The 19,589-nt window shown below is 64.8% G+C and carries 18 protein-coding genes; 14 read left to right on the forward strand and 4 right to left on the reverse strand.

The window, feature by feature from the left end; genetic code table 11:
* Positions 1-387: 387 nt before the first annotated feature.
* The 8 genes from ltrA to H6718_08315 all read left to right on the forward strand — a co-directional run bounded on the left by ltrA (position 388) and on the right by H6718_08315 (position 10,992).
* Entirely contained in the window at positions 388-1,605 is a 1,218-nt protein-coding gene (gene ltrA / locus H6718_08280; protein MCB9585381.1) for a group II intron reverse transcriptase/maturase, read from the forward strand.
* A 117-nt stretch (positions 1,606-1,722) separates the two neighbouring features.
* Positions 1,723-2,745 carry a hypothetical protein gene (locus H6718_08285; protein ID MCB9585382.1) on the forward strand — a complete coding sequence of 341 codons (1,023 nt, stop codon included), beginning with the start codon at positions 1,723-1,725 and terminating at the stop codon, positions 2,743-2,745.
* A gap of 372 nt (positions 2,746-3,117) precedes the next feature.
* On the forward strand, positions 3,118-3,675 hold the full coding sequence (locus tag H6718_08290) for a sigma-70 family RNA polymerase sigma factor (protein MCB9585383.1): 558 nt from the start codon (positions 3,118-3,120) through the stop codon (positions 3,673-3,675).
* The gene (locus H6718_08295) at positions 3,672-4,358 is read left to right on the forward strand and encodes a hypothetical protein (GenBank protein MCB9585384.1); all 687 of its coding nucleotides are present in this window, start codon (positions 3,672-3,674) and stop codon (positions 4,356-4,358) included. The genes H6718_08290 and H6718_08295 overlap by 4 nt, the downstream gene beginning before the upstream one ends.
* 32 nt (positions 4,359-4,390) lie before the next feature.
* Positions 4,391-5,515, forward strand: coding sequence for a hypothetical protein (locus tag H6718_08300; protein ID MCB9585385.1), 1,125 nt, complete (start codon positions 4,391-4,393; stop codon positions 5,513-5,515).
* Positions 5,516-5,628: 113 nt separating this feature from the next.
* Positions 5,629-6,993 (forward strand): hypothetical protein, encoded by a 1,365-nt coding sequence (locus H6718_08305; GenBank protein MCB9585386.1) that lies wholly within the window; start codon positions 5,629-5,631, stop codon positions 6,991-6,993.
* A complete protein-coding gene (locus H6718_08310) occupies positions 6,990-7,565 on the forward strand; it encodes a hypothetical protein (protein ID MCB9585387.1) in 576 nt (191 codons plus the stop codon). The genes H6718_08305 and H6718_08310 overlap by 4 nt, the downstream gene beginning before the upstream one ends.
* A gap of 745 nt (positions 7,566-8,310) precedes the next feature.
* Positions 8,311-10,992 carry a hypothetical protein gene (locus H6718_08315; protein MCB9585388.1) on the forward strand — a complete coding sequence of 894 codons (2,682 nt, stop codon included), beginning with the start codon at positions 8,311-8,313 and terminating at the stop codon, positions 10,990-10,992.
* 175 nt (positions 10,993-11,167) lie between these two features.
* On the opposite strand, the gene H6718_08320 is transcribed toward H6718_08315, so the two are convergent.
* Positions 11,168-12,973, reverse strand: coding sequence for a protein kinase (locus H6718_08320; protein MCB9585389.1), 1,806 nt, complete (start codon positions 12,971-12,973; stop codon positions 11,168-11,170).
* A gap of 291 nt (positions 12,974-13,264) precedes the next feature.
* On the opposite strand from H6718_08320, the gene H6718_08325 reads away from it, so the two are divergent.
* From H6718_08325 to H6718_08345, 5 genes are all read left to right on the forward strand, one after another.
* A complete protein-coding gene (locus H6718_08325) occupies positions 13,265-14,131 on the forward strand; it encodes a hypothetical protein (GenBank protein MCB9585390.1) in 867 nt (288 codons plus the stop codon).
* Positions 14,128-14,964 (forward strand): prephenate dehydrogenase/arogenate dehydrogenase family protein, encoded by an 837-nt coding sequence (locus tag H6718_08330; protein MCB9585391.1) that lies wholly within the window; start codon positions 14,128-14,130, stop codon positions 14,962-14,964. Before H6718_08325 ends, H6718_08330 begins: the two co-directional genes overlap by 4 nt.
* Positions 14,965-15,049: 85 nt before the next feature.
* Positions 15,050-15,451 (forward strand): hypothetical protein, encoded by a 402-nt coding sequence (locus H6718_08335; GenBank protein MCB9585392.1) that lies wholly within the window; start codon positions 15,050-15,052, stop codon positions 15,449-15,451.
* 125 nt (positions 15,452-15,576) lie between these two features.
* The gene (locus H6718_08340) at positions 15,577-16,158 is read left to right on the forward strand and encodes a hypothetical protein (protein ID MCB9585393.1); all 582 of its coding nucleotides are present in this window, start codon (positions 15,577-15,579) and stop codon (positions 16,156-16,158) included.
* A complete protein-coding gene (locus H6718_08345) occupies positions 16,155-16,559 on the forward strand; it encodes a hypothetical protein (GenBank protein MCB9585394.1) in 405 nt (134 codons plus the stop codon). Before H6718_08340 ends, H6718_08345 begins: the two co-directional genes overlap by 4 nt.
* An 80-nt stretch (positions 16,560-16,639) precedes the next feature.
* Here the strand turns inward: H6718_08345 and H6718_08350 are convergent, their stop codons facing one another.
* The 3 genes from H6718_08350 to H6718_08360 form a co-directional block, all read right to left on the reverse strand.
* The gene (locus tag H6718_08350; GenBank protein ID MCB9585395.1) at positions 16,640-17,176 is read right to left on the reverse strand and encodes a cyclic nucleotide-binding domain-containing protein; all 537 of its coding nucleotides are present in this window, start codon (positions 17,174-17,176) and stop codon (positions 16,640-16,642) included.
* 70 nt (positions 17,177-17,246) lie between these two features.
* Positions 17,247-18,068, reverse strand: a complete 822-nt coding sequence (locus tag H6718_08355) for a TIGR02266 family protein (protein MCB9585396.1) — start codon at positions 18,066-18,068, stop codon at positions 17,247-17,249.
* 63 nt (positions 18,069-18,131) lie between these two features.
* On the reverse strand, positions 18,132-18,572 hold the full coding sequence (locus tag H6718_08360) for a GNAT family N-acetyltransferase (protein MCB9585397.1): 441 nt from the start codon (positions 18,570-18,572) through the stop codon (positions 18,132-18,134).
* 337 nt (positions 18,573-18,909) lie between these two features.
* On the opposite strand from H6718_08360, the gene H6718_08365 reads away from it, so the two are divergent.
* Positions 18,910-19,587: a ribulose-phosphate 3-epimerase gene (locus tag H6718_08365; GenBank protein ID MCB9585398.1), complete on the forward strand. Its 678-nt coding sequence runs from the start codon at positions 18,910-18,912 to the stop codon at positions 19,585-19,587.
* Positions 19,588-19,589 lie beyond the last annotated feature (2 nt).

Here is a 19,589-nt window from a genome sequence, read left to right on the forward strand (position 1 = left end):
GCAGCACGTGTGCAAGGAGAAACGCGGAACTCGGGAGGCCCGTCTGTGCGGCCCAAGTCAGGGCGAGGTGCGTCGTATAAGCCAAAGGCGAAATCGGCCACTGCACAGCGGGAGTCCGAGGGGATCATGGTACCGAAGACCGCTAGGCAACCAGCGGGAACGAATGCCGTGCGGCAAAACGCGGCAGGAGGGAAGGGTCCCTGCGGTAGTCGTGTTGGAAGCGTAGGTAAGCGTGAGGGAATGGCCGGCAAGTCCGGACCTAACGACCCCGGTAGGCGTAAGCCGCACGGAAAAGCGCAACAACTACAACGCCAACTATATGCAGCAGCCAAGCGGGCACCGGATAGGCGCTTTCACGCCCTTTACGACCACATCTGGCGGGGTGACATCCTCCAGGAGGCGTGGAAGCGAGTCAGACAGAACCAAGGAGCCGCGGGCGTGGATCGCCAGTCGATCTGCGACGTGGAGGGGTACGGGGCTCAGCGATTCCTCGAGGAATTACAAGCTGAGCTGAAAGCGGGGAAGTATCGGCCGCAGGTGGTACGGCGGCAGTACATCCCCAAAGCCGATGGTAAGAAGCGGCCACTAGGCATCCCGACGGTGCGCGATCGGGTAGTGCAGATGGCGGCAAAGCTGGTGATCGAGCCCATCTTCGAGGCGGATTTTCTGCCTTGTTCTTATGGGTTTCGTCCCCGGCGCAGCGCGACGATGGCGCTCGAGACGCTGAGGAAACTCGGTGCCAAGGGTGGTCATCACGTGCTGGATGCCGACATCCGCGACTACTTCGGAAGCATCGACCACACCAAGCTGATGAAGCTGGTGGGGCGACGCATCTCGGATCGTCGGGTGCTGAAGTTGCTGCGGCAGTGGCTCGAAGCAGGAGTGATGGAGGACGGCGTCGTGAAGGCGTCGGTGCGCGGCACGCCGCAAGGGGGAGTGATCTCCCCTCTGCTGTCCAACATCTACTTGCACGTGCTCGACGTCCTGTGGACCCGCCACAGCGCTCCGCATGGAACGCTGGTGCGCTACGCGGACGACTTCGTGGTGATCTGCCGCACCAAGAAGGACTGCGAGCTGGCCGAGGCGCGGGTCCGAGTGATCCTGCAGCGCCTCGGTCTCGAGCTACATCCGGAGAAAACCAGGCGAGTCGAGCTCTACGATGGCAAGCAGGGCTTTGACTTTCTTGGCTGTCATCTGCACAAGCGGCTGAGCGGCAAGGTGCTGGAGAGGTCGGGCCAACGGCTCTACTTCCTCCATCGCTGGCCGTCGCAGCGCGCGATGCAGCGGATCCGGAGCCGTGTGAAGCAGCTCACCCCCCGCTCGAGATGCCACGCGGATATCCGCGATGTCATCGAACAGCTGAACCCCGTACTGCGGGGCTGGGGGAACTACTTCCGCACGGGAAATGCCGCGAAGCGATTCAATCAGCTCGACACATATGTTTGGAAGCAGCTGAAAGGGCTGCTGGTGGCCCGCAAGGGTCGCCACTTGAAACCCAAACAAGTTACACGCTGGGATCGCGACTACTTCTACCGTCTGGGCCTGTACCAACTCCGAGGCACTGTCCGCTATCCGGAGCAATCCATCTTGATGGAGGCCGCGTAATGCTGTGCGCTGAGTGGCTACTGGTAAGCCGTGTGCGGGAAATCCGCATGCACGGTTTGTACGGGGGTCTTGACTTTGACCATCGCCCGCCTGGCGGGAAGGAGTAAGGATCTACCAATGGATTTCGGGCGCATAGCTCGGCGTTTTGCGCTCCTCGTGTGGCTTGGGTGGCCGGCTTCCGCGCTGGCCACTCCCGCCACGACTCGCGTCGTGTGGCAGAGCAGCGATGAGTGCATGAGTGCCCAGCAACTGCGCGCGGGAGTCGACCGCCGGCTGGGGCGATCCGTGTTCGACGAGAACGCCGATCTGGTTCTGCGCGGAAACGTTGCCTTTCGTGACGGCAAGGCGCACGCAGAGCTCGAGCTACGCACCGCGGACACCCCTACTGGGAAGCGCGGTACATTGGTTGGCAGCCGCGACCTCGACATGGAGGGCGAGGACTGCCACGTGCTCGACGACTCGTTGCTCCTGGTCACTTCGATCATGATCGACGTGCCACGGGAGGAGCTGCCTCCCCCGCCCCCGCCGGACGAACCGGAGCCGGCGATTGAGAAGCCCAAGGCCGTTCCGCCGCTGGGCACGCCGTTGCAGCTGCCGAAGCCGCCGCCTCCAAAGGCGCCACCACCTCAGCCACCCGTCGCTCCGCCGTGGAGCTACTCCCTGTTCCTAGACGCGACGACGACGGCTGGCGCGCTGCCACTGGGTAGCTTCGGCGGAGATTTGGGGTTGCGCGTGGAGCCAGGTACCTTCTGGCCCATCGAGCTGAGCGCGAACCTCGATCATGGGCGGGCAACGAACGACCAAGGCAGCCTCACTCTGAACTCAGTGACCTCGGGTCTGCTCGTGTGTCCGTTGGATTTCGGGCTGGAGCTGTGTGTTGGTCAGCGGGTGGGTGCCGTATGGGCCCAGGGAGACGAACTGGAGAACAACCGAAGTCGCAGCCGGATCCGTGGGGAACTATCTCTCGGCGTGCGCTGGGCGGCGGAGGTTGGCTCAAACCACCTGGTGGTTGGAGCGGAGGCGCTGGTGCCCATGGTCCAGGATCGCTACTTCTATGAGCGCGCAGGTGAGCAGATCGAGCTCTTTCAGGTTGCCCCGGTGGGGGGAAAGTTGACCCTGGGGTTTCGCCTTGCCCTCTGACTGCCCTCTGACTGCGCCGCCCTATCGCAGTCCGATTTCGCGCGCTCTCGCGCATGAATTCAGCTGAATCTGGCTGGATCCGAGGCGTATCGGGACCACGCCGGGGTGTAGCTAGGTTCACGTAGGCAAATGTCGGGACGCCGAGTAAGCTTCTTAAAGCCTCGGCGCCTTGGCGCTGAGCCCTTCATAATCGACCGCGCCGTCGTCCACAGAGTGTGTGGCGGTGACGTGGACATTCCTGTCAACATGAGACAGGACAGAGCCAAGAGGTTTTGAGTCCAGTTCTCGAGGAGAAAGCGCCATCAGGGCGCGCCACCCTTCCTCGAGGACCCAAGTTGACCCCCCGGTGGGGGCTGTTTGGTGAATCCGCCGATGAGTGAGCTACCCGAATTTCGGCGGATTTTCGATGAACACGCAGCCTTCGTCTGGCGCAGCTTGCGGTACCTTGGGGTTGCCGAGCGCGACGTTGAAGACCATGTCCAAGAGGTCTTTGTCGCCGTTCACCGCCGCCTTGGAGAGTTCGAGTGGCGCTCGAGCCTTCGCACATGGATATACGCGTTCTGTTTGCGAGTGGCCTCTGACTATCGGCGACGCGCCCACGTCCGCCGAGAACGCTTCCCTTCGGAGTTCCCTGAGCCCCAGCTCAATCCGAATCAGGAGCGACAGGTCGAGCACCGCGAGATGCGAGATCGCCTCGTGGCCGCGCTGGAACAGCTCGACGATGCCAAGCGAGAAGTCTTCGTCCTCTACGAAATCGAGGAGTTGGAGATGAAGGACGTGGTGGCACTTGTGGGTTGTCCGCTGCAAACGGGGTACTCGCGTTTGCGCGCGGCCCGAAAGATTCTCGAGGAGTCGCTGCAGATCGCGCCTCAGCCCCACGAGTCGGAGGCCGAGGTCGCTGCGGAGAGTTCCCGTAAGGAGGGCGCATGAGCGACGAGCGACTGAACGCGAGCAGTGAGCTTGGTCGCTTGGTTGGTAGCGCCCGTGTGGACGCTCCTTCAGCGGAAGCCATCGCCCGCATGGCCGCGCGATTGCCCGTCGGTCCACCTCCTGCGCCCACAGATGGCAGCGCGGGTGCTGGTGCGAGCGGTAGCAGCGCCGGGTTGAGCGGAGCCGCCAAGCTCGTCATTGCCGTGGGGATTAGCCTCGGGCTAGGAGCTGGGGGATACGCTCTACTTGGGGGTGAGAGAGCTCCGTCCGCCACTCCGCGCCTCGAAGAGGTGCCGGAACAGGTCGCACCTCCAGTCGAAGAACCGAAGGTAGTTCCCAGCGCTCCGGCGCCGACCGCCGAGGTCGAAGTGGAGCAAAGAGCCCCGGTTGAAGTCGAGGCACCACAAAAAGCGAGCAAACCCGCGGCGCCAAGCGAGGCTTCGATCCTCGAGCGAGCCCGTCGGAACCTGAGCAAGAACCCTGGGGCGGCGCTGGCTGCCACCCAAGAGCACAAGCGGCTCTACCCCTCTGGGGTGCTGGCGCAAGAGCGTGAAGTCATTGCCATCGAGGCGCTGAAGCGGCTCAAGCGCGAGGGCGAGGCGAAGAGCCGCGCGGAGACGTTCGAAGCCGAACATCCCGAGTCGGCGCACCAGCGCAAGGTCGAGTCGATCCTCGACGAGTGATAACCCGCTCCGACGGGCACCACTGCATCGTCGTGTTGCAACATCAGAATGCGCGCCCAGGCATGGGCCGGGTCGTACGTCGTTGGCTTGCGCTGAGCACCGTTGTAGGTGTGGGTGCGCTCGCGGCGGCGTGTGGTGACGACGTCCAGGTTGGAGACATGGGCGACGGTGGTGCGGGCACGAGCAACGGTGGCAGTGGTGGTGTGGGCGGTTCCGCGGGGAGCGCAGCAGGCGGCAGCGCAGCAGGCGGCAGCGCGGCTGGCGGCAGCGGCGGAACGGTGATCACCACGGGGGGTACGGGGGCAACCGCCAGCGGCGGATCTGCTGGCACGACGGCTGGGACAGGAGCCGGCGGGAGCGGAGCCTGCGTGCAGACGATGTGTCAGGCGCACCTTTACAAGTGTGGAAATTGTATCGACGACGATAACGACGGGTTGATCGATTCGGAGGACCCCGATTGCTTGGGGCCCTGTGACAACACGGAAGACTCCTACGATTCAGGCATCTCCGGAGGCAACGAAGCCCCGTGCAAGATGGACTGCTACTTCGACCAAGACACCGGTAACAACGACGGCTGTTACTGGTCGCATGAGTGCGACAAGCTCTCGACGCCGCCGAACTACTACCCGAGTGGTGATAGCGCGTGCGAGTACGATGCCAATGCGAACATCCCGGGTACCGGCAAGGGTTGTAGCGAGCTCGAGACGGGGCAGGACCCGATGTGCGAGAGCTACTGCGGCCCGCTGACGCCCAACGGCTGCGACTGCTTCGGGTGCTGTGAGCTCCCGGCGGGCGGCGGCAAGTACGTCTACTTGGGCTCTGAGGATTCAGGGAAGAATCCCACGTGCACCAAGGAAGACGTCAACGACCCAACGAAGTGCCATCCTTGCACTCCGGTGCCTTCTTGCTTGAACACCTGCGAGGAGTGCGAGCTGTGCATCGGCAAGGACACGCTACCTGAGAGCTGTAACCCCCCGGGCACGGGCGGCGCAGGTGGGACCGGCGCAGGCGGTTCCGCGGGGCAAGGAACGGGTGGCACAGGTGGTGGCAGCTCGCAGTGTGCAGCAGGCGTCCAGCCCTGCGGCTTGGCCGGGCAGTCGCCGTGCCCGTCGGCGTACTACTGCGTGACCGGTTGCTGCATCGAAGCGCCTCGTTGATTGGCTGAGGCGCTAGAACGCCCCCAAGAGCTATTTCCGTGAGGAGTCATGTGCCGGCCTTTTCGGGTCGGCAGGACTCGGCGCGTGGCTGCGCGCCGAGTAGGAGGAAGTCCATGCGTTACGCACAAATTGGCTGGTTTTGCTTGGGTTTGACGTTTGCCGCATGTGGCGGTGATGACGACCCGCCCAAGCAGGAACCGAAGGGCTGTGACCTTGTCGCTCAGACTGGCTGCGAAGAGGACCAAGTCTGTGAAGAGACCGTCGGCGGTGAGCCTGCGTGCTACGCGCCGGTCTCGGTGACGGGAAAGGTCTTTGATACCGCTGACAACTCCGCCATCGAGGCGGCGTTGGTGGTCGCGCGTGACGCGAACGGTGCTGCAGTGTCCAGCGTTGCCGTGACGGACGAGGAAGGCAACTACGACCTACGTGTCCCCGTGCAGCGCAACGCAGATGGCACGCCGGTGTCTACTTCGTACACGCTGCGGGCAGACGCTTCAGGCTATCTCTCGTTCCCGAAGCCACCGCGGGTCGCCCTGCCGGTTGACGTCAGCCTCGTGGATGGCGACGGCAAGGTCGCAAACGTGGCGACGGATATCGGCTTGATCGCGCTGGGTGCAACCGACGGATTGGGTGCGGTCAGTGGCCACGTGAACGCGGACAACCCGGGAGGAACCTTGGTCGTTGCGGGGGGCGAAACTGGCATCGCTGATAGCGATGGAGCGTACACCGTGTTCAACGTGCCCGCAGGGAGTGTTGGGGTCCACGGCTACGCATCCGGGTTGGAACTCACGCCGAACACCGCCGACGTGAAGGCGGGAGAGACGACGGAAGGCGTCGATCTCGAGGCTGCGGGGGAAGCCACGGCAGTCGTGAGTGGACAGATCCAAATCGTGAACGGCGGGGGTGCTTCGGTGACCTCCGTGATCCTTGTCCCCGAGGAAACGTTCGATGAGACTGCGCTGCGCGGAGAAGCGCCTCGTGGCTTGCGAGCAGCTGACGTCAGCGGCGCTTGGTCGATAGCTGGCGTGCCGAAGGGGCGTTACGTCGTGCTCGCGGCCTTCGAGAACGACGGGCTGGTGCGGGACCCGGACACCTCGATTGGCGGCACCGAGTTGGTACGCATCGACGTCACCGGCAACGACCTGCCCATCAGTGAGGGGTTCAAGGTAACCGGCGCTCTAGCGGTGTTCTCTCCCGGTGGAGATGGACCCGAAGGCGTAAGCGGCAATCCGGTGTTCGAGTGGGAAGACGACTCGAGCGAGGACATGTATCGAGTGACTCTGTTCGATGCGCTCGGGACGCAGGTTTGGGAGACGGAGGGCAACTTCGACCCCGGTGGCAGCAAACCGGCCACGGTGACCTACGATGGTCCGGCACTGACGCCCGGCATGTACTACCAGTACCGCGCGATCTCTTTGAAGAGCGGGGTGCCGATCTCCAGCACGGAAGATCTCAAGGGAGTATTCTACGCGGAATGATCCGCCTCCCTAAAGTCTCACTGAAAGCCAAGCAGCGTGCCCCTCGCGCCCTTCGCCGCAGCGGGCGGGCGCTGCGTCCAGCGCTCGCCGCTCTTGCCGGCTTGAGCGTGCTGGTGGCCGCTGGTTCTGCCTTCGGGCAGATCAAGCGGCCAGGTAGCCACATCGACTACACATTCGAAGCCGAGCCCCATTTGCTGCTGGGTCCGCTCGCCCCGTTCGATCGCGACGATGACGACGTAGGCTTCGGCTTTCGCGGCACGTTCGAGCTGGTGGACAACGGCTTCGTCAAAACGATCAACAACACGGTGGGGATCGGTTTTGGCTTCGACCATCAGAAGAACGTCGACCGCATCCCGATCGTGATGCAGTGGAACTTCTGGTTGCATCCAAAGTTCTCCGTCTTTGGTGAGCCAGGTGCGGCAATCCGCTTGCGCCGCGAAGGCAAGCGCAAAGACAAGTTCGATGCGTTCGTCTTCTACGGTGGTGGGCGCTGGCACTTCGTTGATTGGGCGTCGTTGACGCTGCGTGTGGGACACCCTGTGGCCAGCCTCGGTGTGTCGTTCTTTATCTAGAACGTTGCCCGGAGGATATGCGCGTGGCGGCGCTTGCTTGCCGTCACGTGATGCCATGCGGAAGCGACATTGCCGCGAGGAACCTGAATTTGGCGCATTGGCGAATGTTGCCGTGGGGGAATGCGAGGTTCGCGGTAAAGTTGCTGCGTGGAAAATTTACGCGGACCGCTGGTGCGGTTTGAGACTGGTTTGCTGTGCGGAAATGGTGCACTGGGGGCGCTGAGGCGGCGCCGCCCGGCGGCCAACTGCGGCTGATGCGCAGGCGCGCGGTGGTGGCCCCGCGACTTCGGACTGGAGCGGTGTTGAGGTGGCGGGGTCGCGGCCAACGGCGCAGGTCGATGAGCGCGGAACGGGCTACGCCGTGGAACCGGAGACGCTCGTTGAACCGTCGGCGAACGTCAGGTGCGGAAGTCACCCGCGCGCCCGTGAGACACCTCCAGTCGACTGTGGCGGTGCGCCTCACCCCCAACCCCTCAATCCGCGCTGAAGTCCCATGCAACGGGGTGCTCAGCGGCGAGTGTTTCGCTCTGCAAAGTGCTTCTGCGGGGGCTGTCAGAGAACGCGGAAGCGCTGGATTCACTTAGATCCGTATGCGTAGGGAAAACCGGGCGCGAGCTCATAAAGCCGAGTGAAACCCTCCACGAAAGCCTCTGGTTGAGTGGCTCTGGCGCGCGTGCGTCTCAAGTCGACGTGCTTGGGAAAGATGTGCCCGCGTTCGGAAACAGCAGGAGCTGGCGGAGGACACATGCGGCAGTCTTTGGCAGGGTTTGCCCTGACGTTATCTTTGGGGTTGGTTGCTTGCGGGAGCGGCGACGAGACGCAGGGCGCGGGTGGCAACGGCGCCACCGGCGGTACGGGCGCCTCTGCTGGCTCCGCTCAAGGAGGCTCCGCTGGCAACGCTCAGGGCGGCTCCGCCGGCAACGCACAGGGCGGTAGCTCCGGTTCCAACCAAGGCGGAACAGGCGCCGGCGGCAACGGCGGCGTGGGCGGCAACGGCGGCGTGGGCGGTTCCTCTGGGGCCGCTGCGGGCGGCACTTCTTCTTCGGGTGGAACGTCCTCGGGCGGCACCTCTGCGGGCGGCACCTCTGCGGCTGGTAGCTCTGCGGGAGGGACCACGTCGGGCGGAACCTCAGCGGGCGGCGGCAGCGCGGCCGGTACATCCTCAGGCGGAACGTCATCGGGCGGCACGGCCTCAGGCGGAACATCCTCAGGCGGGACTTCCTCGGGCGGCACGTCAGCCGGCGGAAGCTCGGCAGGTGGAACATCTTCAGCGGGTGGGAGCTCGGCAGGTGGAACGTCTGCTGGCGGCACGTCGACGGGGGGTAGCTCATCGGGCGCAGGCGGCACGGCGGGCACTGGCGGCACGAGCGGCGGCTGCACCCTCGACAGCGAGTGTGACGACGGCTTGTTCTGCAACGGCGCAGAGACGTGCGACACCGGCACCGGTGCCTGCGTGTCCGGGCAACAGGTCACTTGCACGAACTCCGACGGCGCGGACTGCACCACCGAGGTGTGTAGCGAGGCGGCTCAGGGGTGCGTTTCCGTGCCTCAGGATGCGTTGTGCTCCAACGGCTTGTTCTGCGATGGCGTCGAGCGCTGTGACCCGGCGAGCTCCAGTGACGCATCAGGCTGTGTCTCCGGCAGCGCACCGAACTGCAATGACGGCTTCAGCTGCACGACGGACAGCTGCGTCGAAGGTTCCGGCTGTGTTCACGTCGGTGTCGACTCCGTGTGTTCGAACGGTCAATACTGCGATGGCGCAGAGACCTGTGCGCCCGGTACCCCTGGCTCCGACGCTCAAGGTTGTGTCGCTGGTGCGCCTGTCGTTTGCAACGACAACATCGGTTGCACCACGGACAGCTGCGACGAAGGCACCGACTCGTGCAAGGCGGTCGCCAACGACAACTTCTGCGACGACGGCGTGTACTGCAACGGCGCCGAGACGTGCGCGACGAACGGCGCGGGTGACGCGAACGGCTGCTTGGTTGCTTCGCCGGTGGTGTGCAACGACAGCGTGGGCTGCACCGACGACGCCTGCGACGAGAACGTTGCAGGCTGTGTCTTCACGCCGAATCAAGGCAACTGCGCTGCGGGTCAGGCCTGTCTGGCGACGGGGTGTGTGGCGGGCACTGCCTGCACCCAAGACTCCGACTGCAACGACAACGATCCGTGCACCGTCGGCGAGATGTGCAACCTGAGCACCGGGCTCTGCGTGCCGGGCACGGCGAAGGACTGCAGCGACGGACTCTACTGCACCGTGGACAGCTGCGAGGCCGGCACCGGCGCGTGCCTCCACGCACCGCAGGATATCCGTTGTGGAAACTCGACGGTGTGCGACGGCGTGGAGACCTGCTCTCCAAGTGACCCGAACTCGGACTCCGATGGTTGCGTCGCGGGCACTGCGCCGACGTGCGACGACGGCTTCAGCTGCACGACGGACTACTGCGACGCGACGCTGGGTTGTCAGGCGTCTCCCAACGACTCGGCCTGTTCCGACGGTGCGGTGTGCAACGGTGTCGAACGTTGTCAGCCTGCAACGTCTGGCGCCAACGCAGCGGGCTGCGTCGCCGGCACCACGCTTAGCTGTCCAGACGACGGCGTCGCATGCACCACGCAGATGTGCTCCGAGTCGGCGGGTGGCTGTGTCGCGATCCCCGACGACAACCTCTGCACCGGCACCCAGACGTGCGACCCAGTGCAGGGCTGCGGCAACTACTGCGTCGTGCGCGCGTGCCAGGGCAAGGTGTACGAGTGCGGTGACTGTCTCGACAACGACAACGACGGCAAGATCGACTCCAAGGACGTCAGCTGTCTCGGCGCCTGTGACAACAACGAGGAAGGCTACAAGGGCGAGATCCCCGGTCAAAACTCAGCGCCTTGCAAGGCGGACTGCTACTTCGACGGCGACTCCGGTTCCGGCAACGACGACTGCTACTGGAGCCACGAGTGCGATACCCATGAGGTTGCGCCGAACTACGATCCCGAAGGCAAGAAGTGCCAGTACGACCCGGGCGCGAGCCTACCTGGCACGCAGATGTCTTGCGCACAGGCCTACCAAACTCAGAGCAACGCCTGCGCCAGCTACTGCGGCCCGCTCACTCCCAATGGCTGTGACTGCTTTGGTTGTTGCGCCATCCCAGGGGCCAGCACCACGGTGTATCTCGGTTCAGAGGACAACCGCGGTGATGGCACTTGCACGCCGGACACGCTCAACGATCCCACCAAGTGCCGTCCGTGTGATCAGGTACCTGCGTGCCTGAACACCTGCGAGCACTGTGAAATCTGCTTGGGCAAGCCGGACCTTCCCGCAGACTGCACCGAGCAGCAGTGCCCCACGGGCCGCCAGCAGTGTGGACAACCGGGCCAAGCGGAGTGCCCTGCAGGCGAGTTCTGTGTGACCGGTTGTTGCTACCCCACCGCGGGCTAACAACAAGCATGCGAGCAGCGAAAGGCCGTCGGAGTGATCCGGCGGCCTGCGCGCTTTGTAGGGGCTTGGTCGCTGCAGGACGCTCCAGGGCGTCGAAAGCCTAGAATGGCCGCGCGGAAAATATGGCTAGAGAGCAAGCTCACTCCAGCGCAGCGGTGCGATCAGCGAGACCGGCTCAGGGACACGGGCGCAAGATCTTGAGCCCGTCGACCTCGACTTCACACATGCGAGGACCCGAGGTCGGCGGACGCTGAACCGCAGGCGCCTTGAGCTTGATCACCACGCTCTGGCCGTCCTTCTGCGCCAACACCTTCTCGCTGCCCTTCATCGCTCCCTTGGTGGCGCTGAGTTCGAGCTGCTCATCTGGGTCTGCGACCAGCTCGCACGGCGTCTTGGGGCAGACCTGAAAGTCACCTTTCTTCAGGATGGCACCCTCAGGCTCCGTCGTGATCTTCAAGGTGTACTTCTCGGGCTTCGCCGGCTCCGGGGGTGGAGCGCTCACGCTCGCTACGGGCGGCGTTACGCTTCGTGGCTCAGGCAGCCCGACGTTGGAAGCCGTGGGTTCCGCGGCGGGGCCGTCGGTCGTGCCTTGAGTGCGCATCGCGAACGCCGCCGCACCCGCGCCACCGAGCAGCAACACGGCGACACCGATGATCAAGCCGAGCTTCGACTTCTTCTCTTCGGGGGGGCGAGTTGGGCCCGTCGCCTCGAGATAGGTGTGCGCCCTCGACAAGCGGTCCGCTTCATTGGGGTCTTCAACGCCGCCGATCGTGATCGCTTGTGCTGGCCCTTGCTGAGCGGCCTGCGGCGTGGGCATTGGCGGGATGTTACCCTGGGGATACGGGGGGACCCCCGGGGACACAGCCGTAGGCGGGTTGTAGGATGGGCGATTCGGGTCCTGGGACAGCGGGTTGGGTGTGGCCTGCCCCGGCGTGAACTGTGCAGACGTTTGTGGACCTGGCCCGCTGAACTGGTGCCCGGTCACGGCGCCGACCGCCTGGTTCGGGTTGTAGCCGTGGCCCGCTGCCATGGAGAGCTGAGGATCCGACGCCATGAGCTGGCGCGTCACCGGGCCGGCGCCCAGACCTTCTGGCGTGCCCATCAGGGCCTGGGCCATCTCGTTCATGGTTTGAAAACGCTCATCCGGCTTCTTGGCGAGCGAGCGCATGATGACCGCTTCGAGCTCCGCAGAGATCTGCAGGTCGGGCGCGATCATGCGCATGGGCGGCGGCGAATCGTTCAAGTGCGCGGCGAGCACCGCCATGAACGTTTCCCCAGTGAAAGGAACCGCGCCCGTGAACATCTCGTACAGGATGATGCCCGTTGCGTAGATATCGACGCGCTGATCTGCCTTTTTGCCCGCCGCTTGTTCCGGCGACATGTACTCCGGGGTCCCGAAGATCATGCCGGTCTTGGTGAGCCGCCGGCGCGTAGGCTGCTGCTTCTCTGCCTCTTCATTGCTGCGCAGCTGCGCGATGCCGAAGTCGACGATCTTGACGATTTCTTCCCCATCAGCGACGCGCTGCAGAAACACGTTCTCCGGCTTCATGTCGCGGTGGACGACGCCTTTGCCGTGTGCAGCGGAGAGCGCGCGACAGATCTGCAGCGCGATGCGAATTCCGTCCTGCGGTGACAGCACCACCACCCGCTGCAGCTCGTCCGCGAGGTCGTGACCCTCGAGGAACTCCATCGCGAGGTAGAAGGCACCCGTCTCCAGCTGCCCGAAGTCGAAGATCTCGAGCACGTTGGGGTGCTTGATGCGCGAGGCGCTGATGGCCTCTTGTTGGAAGCGCGTGACGATGTCTGCCTTCGCCGAATACTCCGGGCGCAAGACCTTGAGCGCGACCTTCTTCTCGATTGCCTCGTGCATCGCGAGGTAGACCTCGCCCATGCCGCCCTCACCAAGCCGACGCACGACGCGGTAGCGCCCGGCTATGAGCGTATCGATGAGTGGGTCCGAGTTCTGATCCGCTTGGCTCACGCAGGGCTCCTCGAGGCGTGCAGCGGCCGCCGCCGGGAAGCGAGCGAGCGCACGTCGGGAAAACCTACAATCCCCGCCGCCAAGCGCCAAGGGATCGCGGTTTTCCGATGCTCGCCCCTGCCCCAACGCGCGCCAGGTGACGTCGTCCCAGACGGGCGCGGAAAAACCAGACAGGACACGAGGGCCGCTGCATCGCGTCGTGCCTTCCTCTTGCCGCCGGAGTCAGATTCGGTCCGGGCGGGTTCGGTGGAGCCTCCCAAGTAGCGCACTTCTGATAGGCTGCTCGGTCCCATGATCGTCGTGATGGAGTCGGATGCTCCGGAATCCGCCATCGAGGCCGTAATCGCGTACCTCGTTCAGAACAACTTCGACGTGCATCGTTCGAGTGGGCAGACGCGCACCATCTTGGGTGTGGTTGGAGACGTCACCGAGTCAGATGTGGCTGTCGTGCGGGAGATCGAGGCGGTCGCCGAGGTGGTGCGCGTCAGCGAGCCGTATCGCCTGTCGTCGCGCAAGTTTCGCCAGCGGCAGACGGTGGTCGACGGAGACTTTGGCAGTATCGGTGGAGAGCGACCGTGGATCGCCATCGAGCCGATCGGCTTCCCGGAGACCACTGCAGATCAGCCTCCAGTGAGCTTGCCTTATGCGCTCGCCGCTGGTCGCCCGTTCGATGCCGCCGTGAGCCGGGGGCGCAACGTGCCCGAGTCGCTAGGCTCGCTTTCGTGGGTCAGCTTGCACCCAACGCCCCAGTCTCCGAAGTGGCCGATCACGTTCGTGGTGCGGGAGCCGAGCTGGGGGGCCAACAAGTGGATTGGCGCGGCCGAGCGAGAGCTTGGGCGCAATGGCACGGTGGTGTTGATGGAAGCGGGTGGTGAATACCCGAACGGTGCGCGAACGTTGGAGGTGGCAGCCATCGCCAGGGCGAAGCTCCGCACCCACCTGCCGATCGTGGTGGATGTGCCCACGATTGCTCAGCGCGCCCGCTACTGCGCGGCGGTCGCCAGCGCGGCCATCGGAGCTGGCGCCGACGGTGTGGTGCTCCGAGTGTGGGTCGGGCCATCTGGCGACCTTCCGACTCAGCCGGCCACGCTTCATTGGGAAGAGGCAGTGGAACTCGCAAACAAGCTGCGCGCCATCGGCGAGGTCGTGCGGAAATGAGCGCGGAGCCCTTCCCCGGCGAGGCAGTGCTCGTGGTCGGGGTGGGCCTGATTGGCGGCTCCATCGCACTCGGCCTGCGCAACGCGGGGGCGCGTGAGATCTGGGGAGCCGATTTGCCGAGGGGGCTTGCCGCCATCGATGAGCCGCAGCTCTTCAGTCGACTGATCGAGGCGGATCAATCCAGTTTGAAAGACGCTTCGGCTCGCGCCGGTTTGGTGGTCCTGGCGACTCCCTTGCCCGTGATTGAGCAGCAGCTCGCTTGGCTTTCCGAGGCGGTGTGCGTGACGGATTGTGGATCCGCCAAGCGCGACGTGTGCGAGCGCGCGGAGCAGCTCGGGCTCACGCGGTTCTGCGGCGGACACCCGATGGCGGGCAAGGAACGTGGTGGCTTCGAGCACGCCTCGGCGCAGTTGTTTCGCGGGCGCAGCTGGTTTATCTGCCCCACGGAAACGACCGACGTGTCGAGCGTCGAACGCGTCCGTGAACTCGCCCTGGTATTGGGCGCGCAGCCTGTTGTGGTTGCCCCTGACGCGCACGATCACGGCGTGGCGCTGACGAGTCATGCCAACCAACTGGTGGCGAGCGCGATGGTGAAGCTCGCGGGAAGGGACCGCCGTCGCTTCGCCGGACCGGGCTTCGCGGACGCGACCCGGGTCGGTGGTGGGCCGGAAGGGATGTGGAGCGGCATCCTCACCCGCAACTCCGTTGAAGTCGCAGCAGCGCTGGAGGAGCTCGAGAGCGAGCTGAGGACGGTTCGCGAGAGCCTTGCGCGTGGAGACGTCTCCGCAGCGCTAGAGTTGCTGGCCGAGGCGCGCCGCCTGAAGCGCTGGTGAGCGGCTCGCAGTAAAAAAGGTGCTTCGAGCGCGACTCAGTGCTGGGCGCGAAAGTTGCTTCGGACGCGACGGGATGAGGCTCGCAATGACCACGCTGCTGCGCTGGGACAGGCTGTTGTGCTTGTCGTTGGCCACTTTTGTTTGCGTGGCGTGTGGATTGAATCCCCAGCCTGAGCCTCCGGTGGAGGACCTGACGAGCGACGGAGGGCGGGGCGGAAGTGGGCGCAGCGCGGGAGGTTCCGGCGGCAGCGGGGTCAGCTCGGGAGGAGCCGAAAACGGCGGTTCTGGAGCTGTGGGTAGCGGCGGTAGTAGCTTCGATTTCGATGGCGGTGCGCCAGCGCCAGAAGCCGGGGACGCGGATCCCAATGCCTTCATGGATGGGGGTGAGGGGGGCGAGACGCCTGACTCGGGAGACGCTGGTGATGCGCCTGACGCGGCAGAAGACGCGGACTCCGACTCCGCTGCCGACGGTGAACTCGCCCTCTAGTGCCCTGACGCTGAGTGCGTCGTACATGTCCGAGGCTGTGCCAAGCTGCGCCATTCGCGGTGCCTTGGCCCGTGGTTTGGCAAACCAGGGTATGGACTGCATCCTGCAGACGTACGCGTGTGCTAATGGACCAGCGGGGTATGCGAATGCGCTTGCTTGTTTGGGTGGCGGCCATCGCCTTGGTGACTGGGTGTAGTTTGAACCCCCAGCCCGAGCCACCCACGGGTCAGGGCGGAAACGGCGGCGTGGGCGGCTCGTCGTTCGGCGGCTCCAGCGGCTCTGGTGGAAGCGGCAACGCAGGCAACGGTGGCAGCGGCGCAGTCGGTGGTAACGGTGGGTCTGGTGGTTCCGGCGCGTCGGGCGGCTCCGGTGGTTCTGGTGGGTCGGGCGGTTCGGGCGGCTCCGGTGGTTCGGGCGGCAGCGGCGGCGCGGCTGGTGCAGCTGGCAGCGGTGGTGCAGCTGGCAGCGGTGGTGCAGCTGGTGGCGCTGGCACCGGAGGCGTAGCTGGCTCAGGCGGCATCGGTGGCACGAGCGGCTCGGGCGGCATCGGTGGCACGAGCGGCTCGGGCGGCATTGGTGGAGCTGGTGGCTTTGCTGGCGCTGGCGGCGCAGCTGGGACCGCCGGCGCAGCTGGGGCTGCCGGCGCAGCTGGGACTGGTGGTACCGCGGGCGGTTCCGCGGGGACATCAGGCGGGACAGGCGCGTGAGTCGTTGCGGCTGGCGGATCGCACTAACGGGGCTGGTCGTCGGCCTCGTGGCTGCTGCGTGTAGTCTCAACCCACAACCAGAGCCGCCTGCAGAGGGGTCGTCTAGCGCTGGCGCGGGTGCCGTGGGCAATGGCGGTTCAGGCGCCGGCGGCGACATCAACGCTGCGGGTGGAGGCGGCGCACTCGGCGGCGGCGGTCTCGAAAACGGCGGGACTGGCGGTAGCTCTGGTGGCAATTCGGGAGTGTCCGACGCCGGCAGTGATGCGCCAGTCACCGACGCCGATGGCGGCCGTCTGGATGGCGGCGACGCCGGCGACGCTGCGACCGACGCGGGTGACGCGGGTGACGCAGACGCCGCAGATGGTCAGGCCGGCGACGCCACAGCCGACGCTGCGAACTAGTGTTCCTGGTCGCGCTACTTTTGAGACGCGGAAACGCTGTGTCGACTTGTTGAGCGAATCACAGATTTCGCCTCACTGGCCTAGTCAGCGCGTGGGGCTTGGCGTCGTTCCACGACGTCGAGCACGTTGACCAGAAAATCCGCGAGGATACCGTCCGTCACTCGCAGGCGTCTGCTGAGTTCACGGGCGATGTTCAACACGACCAGTGCGTAGGCCTTGAGATCGTGGCGATAGAGTGCGTCGAGGTCTGTTGCGCGGATCCGCAGCAAGCGCGACGGGGCCAGGGCGCGTACGCTCGCAGAGCGAGGCTGTACGTCAAGCACGCCCATCTCACCGAACCAGTCGCCGGGCCCTAGCACCGCGACTCGCGCGTCAACGCCGGAGCGCGAGCGCTTGACCACTTCCGCTTCGCCTTCGAGCAGGACAAATAGCTCGCGTGCGGTGTCACCCTCCTTGAAGACCAGATCGCCAGGGTCCGGCTCCACGATCGGGAGCGAGGTCGCGAGATGATCTAGCACTTCGGTGGAGAGCGCTCCGAAGAGCCCAATCCGCTTCAATTCATCGGCCGTTACGGGTTTGCGGTGAGACACGAAACCTCCGCCGGCGTCATGCGCCATGGCGCTTCACCCTACCCGCTCGGCGCCCATTGGGCCAGTCGCACCGCCGCTGAGCGGGGTGAGAGCAAGCTCAGCTGTCTGCGGAGTCGTGATACAGCGGGGCCCGGCTCTCGCAGAAGTGCTCGATTGCTTCGAGATCCGGCTGGCTGAGGTCCTGAAAAGCGACGCCCATACCGGGTGGCGTGTCATTTCCGCCTTCACGAGTCCACCTCACGATGCCCTTGGCTTCGACGACGTGACCATCGGGAAGGGCGAAGTAGAGCCCAACTTCCGTGCCTGCCGGTTGAGGCTGGTAGGTGGCGATGAACACGCCGCCGCTCGAGAGATCTTGGCTCAGCCCAGTGTAGAAGTGTGAGTCGGAGAGCAGTCCAATGTCGGCCTCTACGAAGACACGCTCGCCGCGGGCTCGCTGCTCGTGGCCGCGGAAACTCGGAGTGTGGATACGTGGGCGACCAGCAGGTGGCGCCGGGGGCACCGTGTCCTCTGGTAGGTTCAGCTCTGATGCTTCGACGGGCGCGCGTGTATGGAAGATGACGTTGCGCCGGGCACGCTGTTGCGCGCGTGCCACCGGATAAAGCAGCGCTAGTGTTCGCGCGATCGTTTCCGTCGCGGAAAGAACCGTGGGGTCGCTGAGAGAGTCCCGCTGTAGCGAGGCCAACGCCGCACCAAGTTGCTCTATTGCCGCACGGATCCCTTCGAACGAACTGTCCGACTCGCCGGTCTCCACCAGGTAGAGATGACTCGAAGCTTCGGCAGCAGCTTCTATGGCCTGCCGGACACTCGATGTTTGTCCGGCACGCAGCTGGAGGCTCTCGAGAGCGTTGCTAAGCAGCCGCCGGGCCTCACGAGCGGGGCCTGAAGCCGGAAAGCTTGCCGGTGCGTCGTCGGTCACAGCGGTTGGATGGTCACGGCGGTCAGGTGACGGAGGGTGGGGAGAGACTAGGAGGGACGCCGCTCAGGTCAGGGTCTTGTTGAAGACCACTCGGGGGCGGGCCGGTCCAGCATAGTCGTCTACATGGGACACCGTCCAACCGGCCGCCTTGTGAAACGCGATCGAACCTTCATTGCCGGTCGTGGTGATGCCCTTGAGGCGGGTACAGCCTGCCTTGCGACAGTCCTCCTCGAAGGTTTGGTAGAGCACCTTGCCCACGCCACGACGTCGGTAGTCAGGGTGGATACCTACGAGGTGCACATAGCCCGTCTTCGGCGGTCCTGGCGCGATGAAGCCAAACAGGAAGCCGACCAGAATTCCGTCGTGCTCCACGACGCGTGCCAGCTGGCCGAGCTCGTAGAAGAAGATGGGGTGGGCCAGCGCACTGGTTGGTCCTCCCCACCAGCGGTCGATGACCTGAACGATATGGTCGTAGTCTTGCTTGCCGAGCGGGCGCGTAATCATAGTTCCGACGTCGAGCTGGAGTTTCGCCCACCTTACCCACGTACGCCTTCCGTTCCAATCGAAAGCGGCGGTCAGGCGCCGGGCGTATCAACTCCGGCAGTTCTAGTCTCCTGCCACTGAGTTCGCCCTGAACCTCGCCCACCCCCGCTCGCTGGGGCGCGGGAGTTCGCTGCGCCTGCATGGCGCCACTGAAACGAGGCGCGGCGCGTTCAATCATTCAGCGAATCGTGGACCCGCCGCGGGGACCTCAAGGCGAACGCCCGCGCTCGGACTGGGTAGGGATAGCAGCGGCGAATACAGCCCCGATGGCGACTGGTCTGACCTCCTTTCGCGGTGTATGTCGTGCGCCATGTCCGCTGATCGCCCTACGCTCATTGCGCCTTCGATCCTCAGCGCCGACATGGCGCGTTTCGGCGACGAGATTCGTGATGTCGCCGAAGCAGGAGCGGACTGGATTCACGTGGACGTGATGGATGGCCGATTCGTGCCCAACATAACACTCGGCCCTCCAGTGGTCGCGGCGTTGCGTAAGGTCACGAAGCTTCCCCTCGATGTGCATTTGATGATCGTCGAGCCCGAGCGTTACGTTGAGGACTTTGCCAAAGCGGGCGCGGATGTGATCAGCGTCCACGTTGAGGCTTCTCTCCACCTGCAGCGTACCCTCGCGGAAATAAGGCGGCTTGGGAAGCGGGCAGGCGTAGTGCTGAATCCCCATACGCCGGAGAGCAGTCTCGAGTACGTCCTGGAAGACTTGGACCTGGTGCTCGTGATGAGCGTGAACCCTGGCTTCGGGGGACAAGCGTTCCTGCCGCAGGTGTTGCCTAAGATTGAGCGCCTGCGTAAGCAGATCGAGGCGCGGGGCTTGAACGTCGACATCGAGGTGGACGGTGGAGTCACCCCGGAGACAGCGGGGCGCGTAGTCAGCGCCGGAGCGAACGTGTTGGTCGCTGGAAGCGCAGTGTTCGGGCGGCCCGACCGCCGTGAGGCGATCTCAGCCATTCGAGCGGCCACATGAGG

The organism is Polyangiaceae bacterium (genome assembly GCA_020633205.1).
GTDB lineage: Bacteria > Myxococcota_A > Polyangia > Polyangiales > Polyangiaceae > JAHBVY01.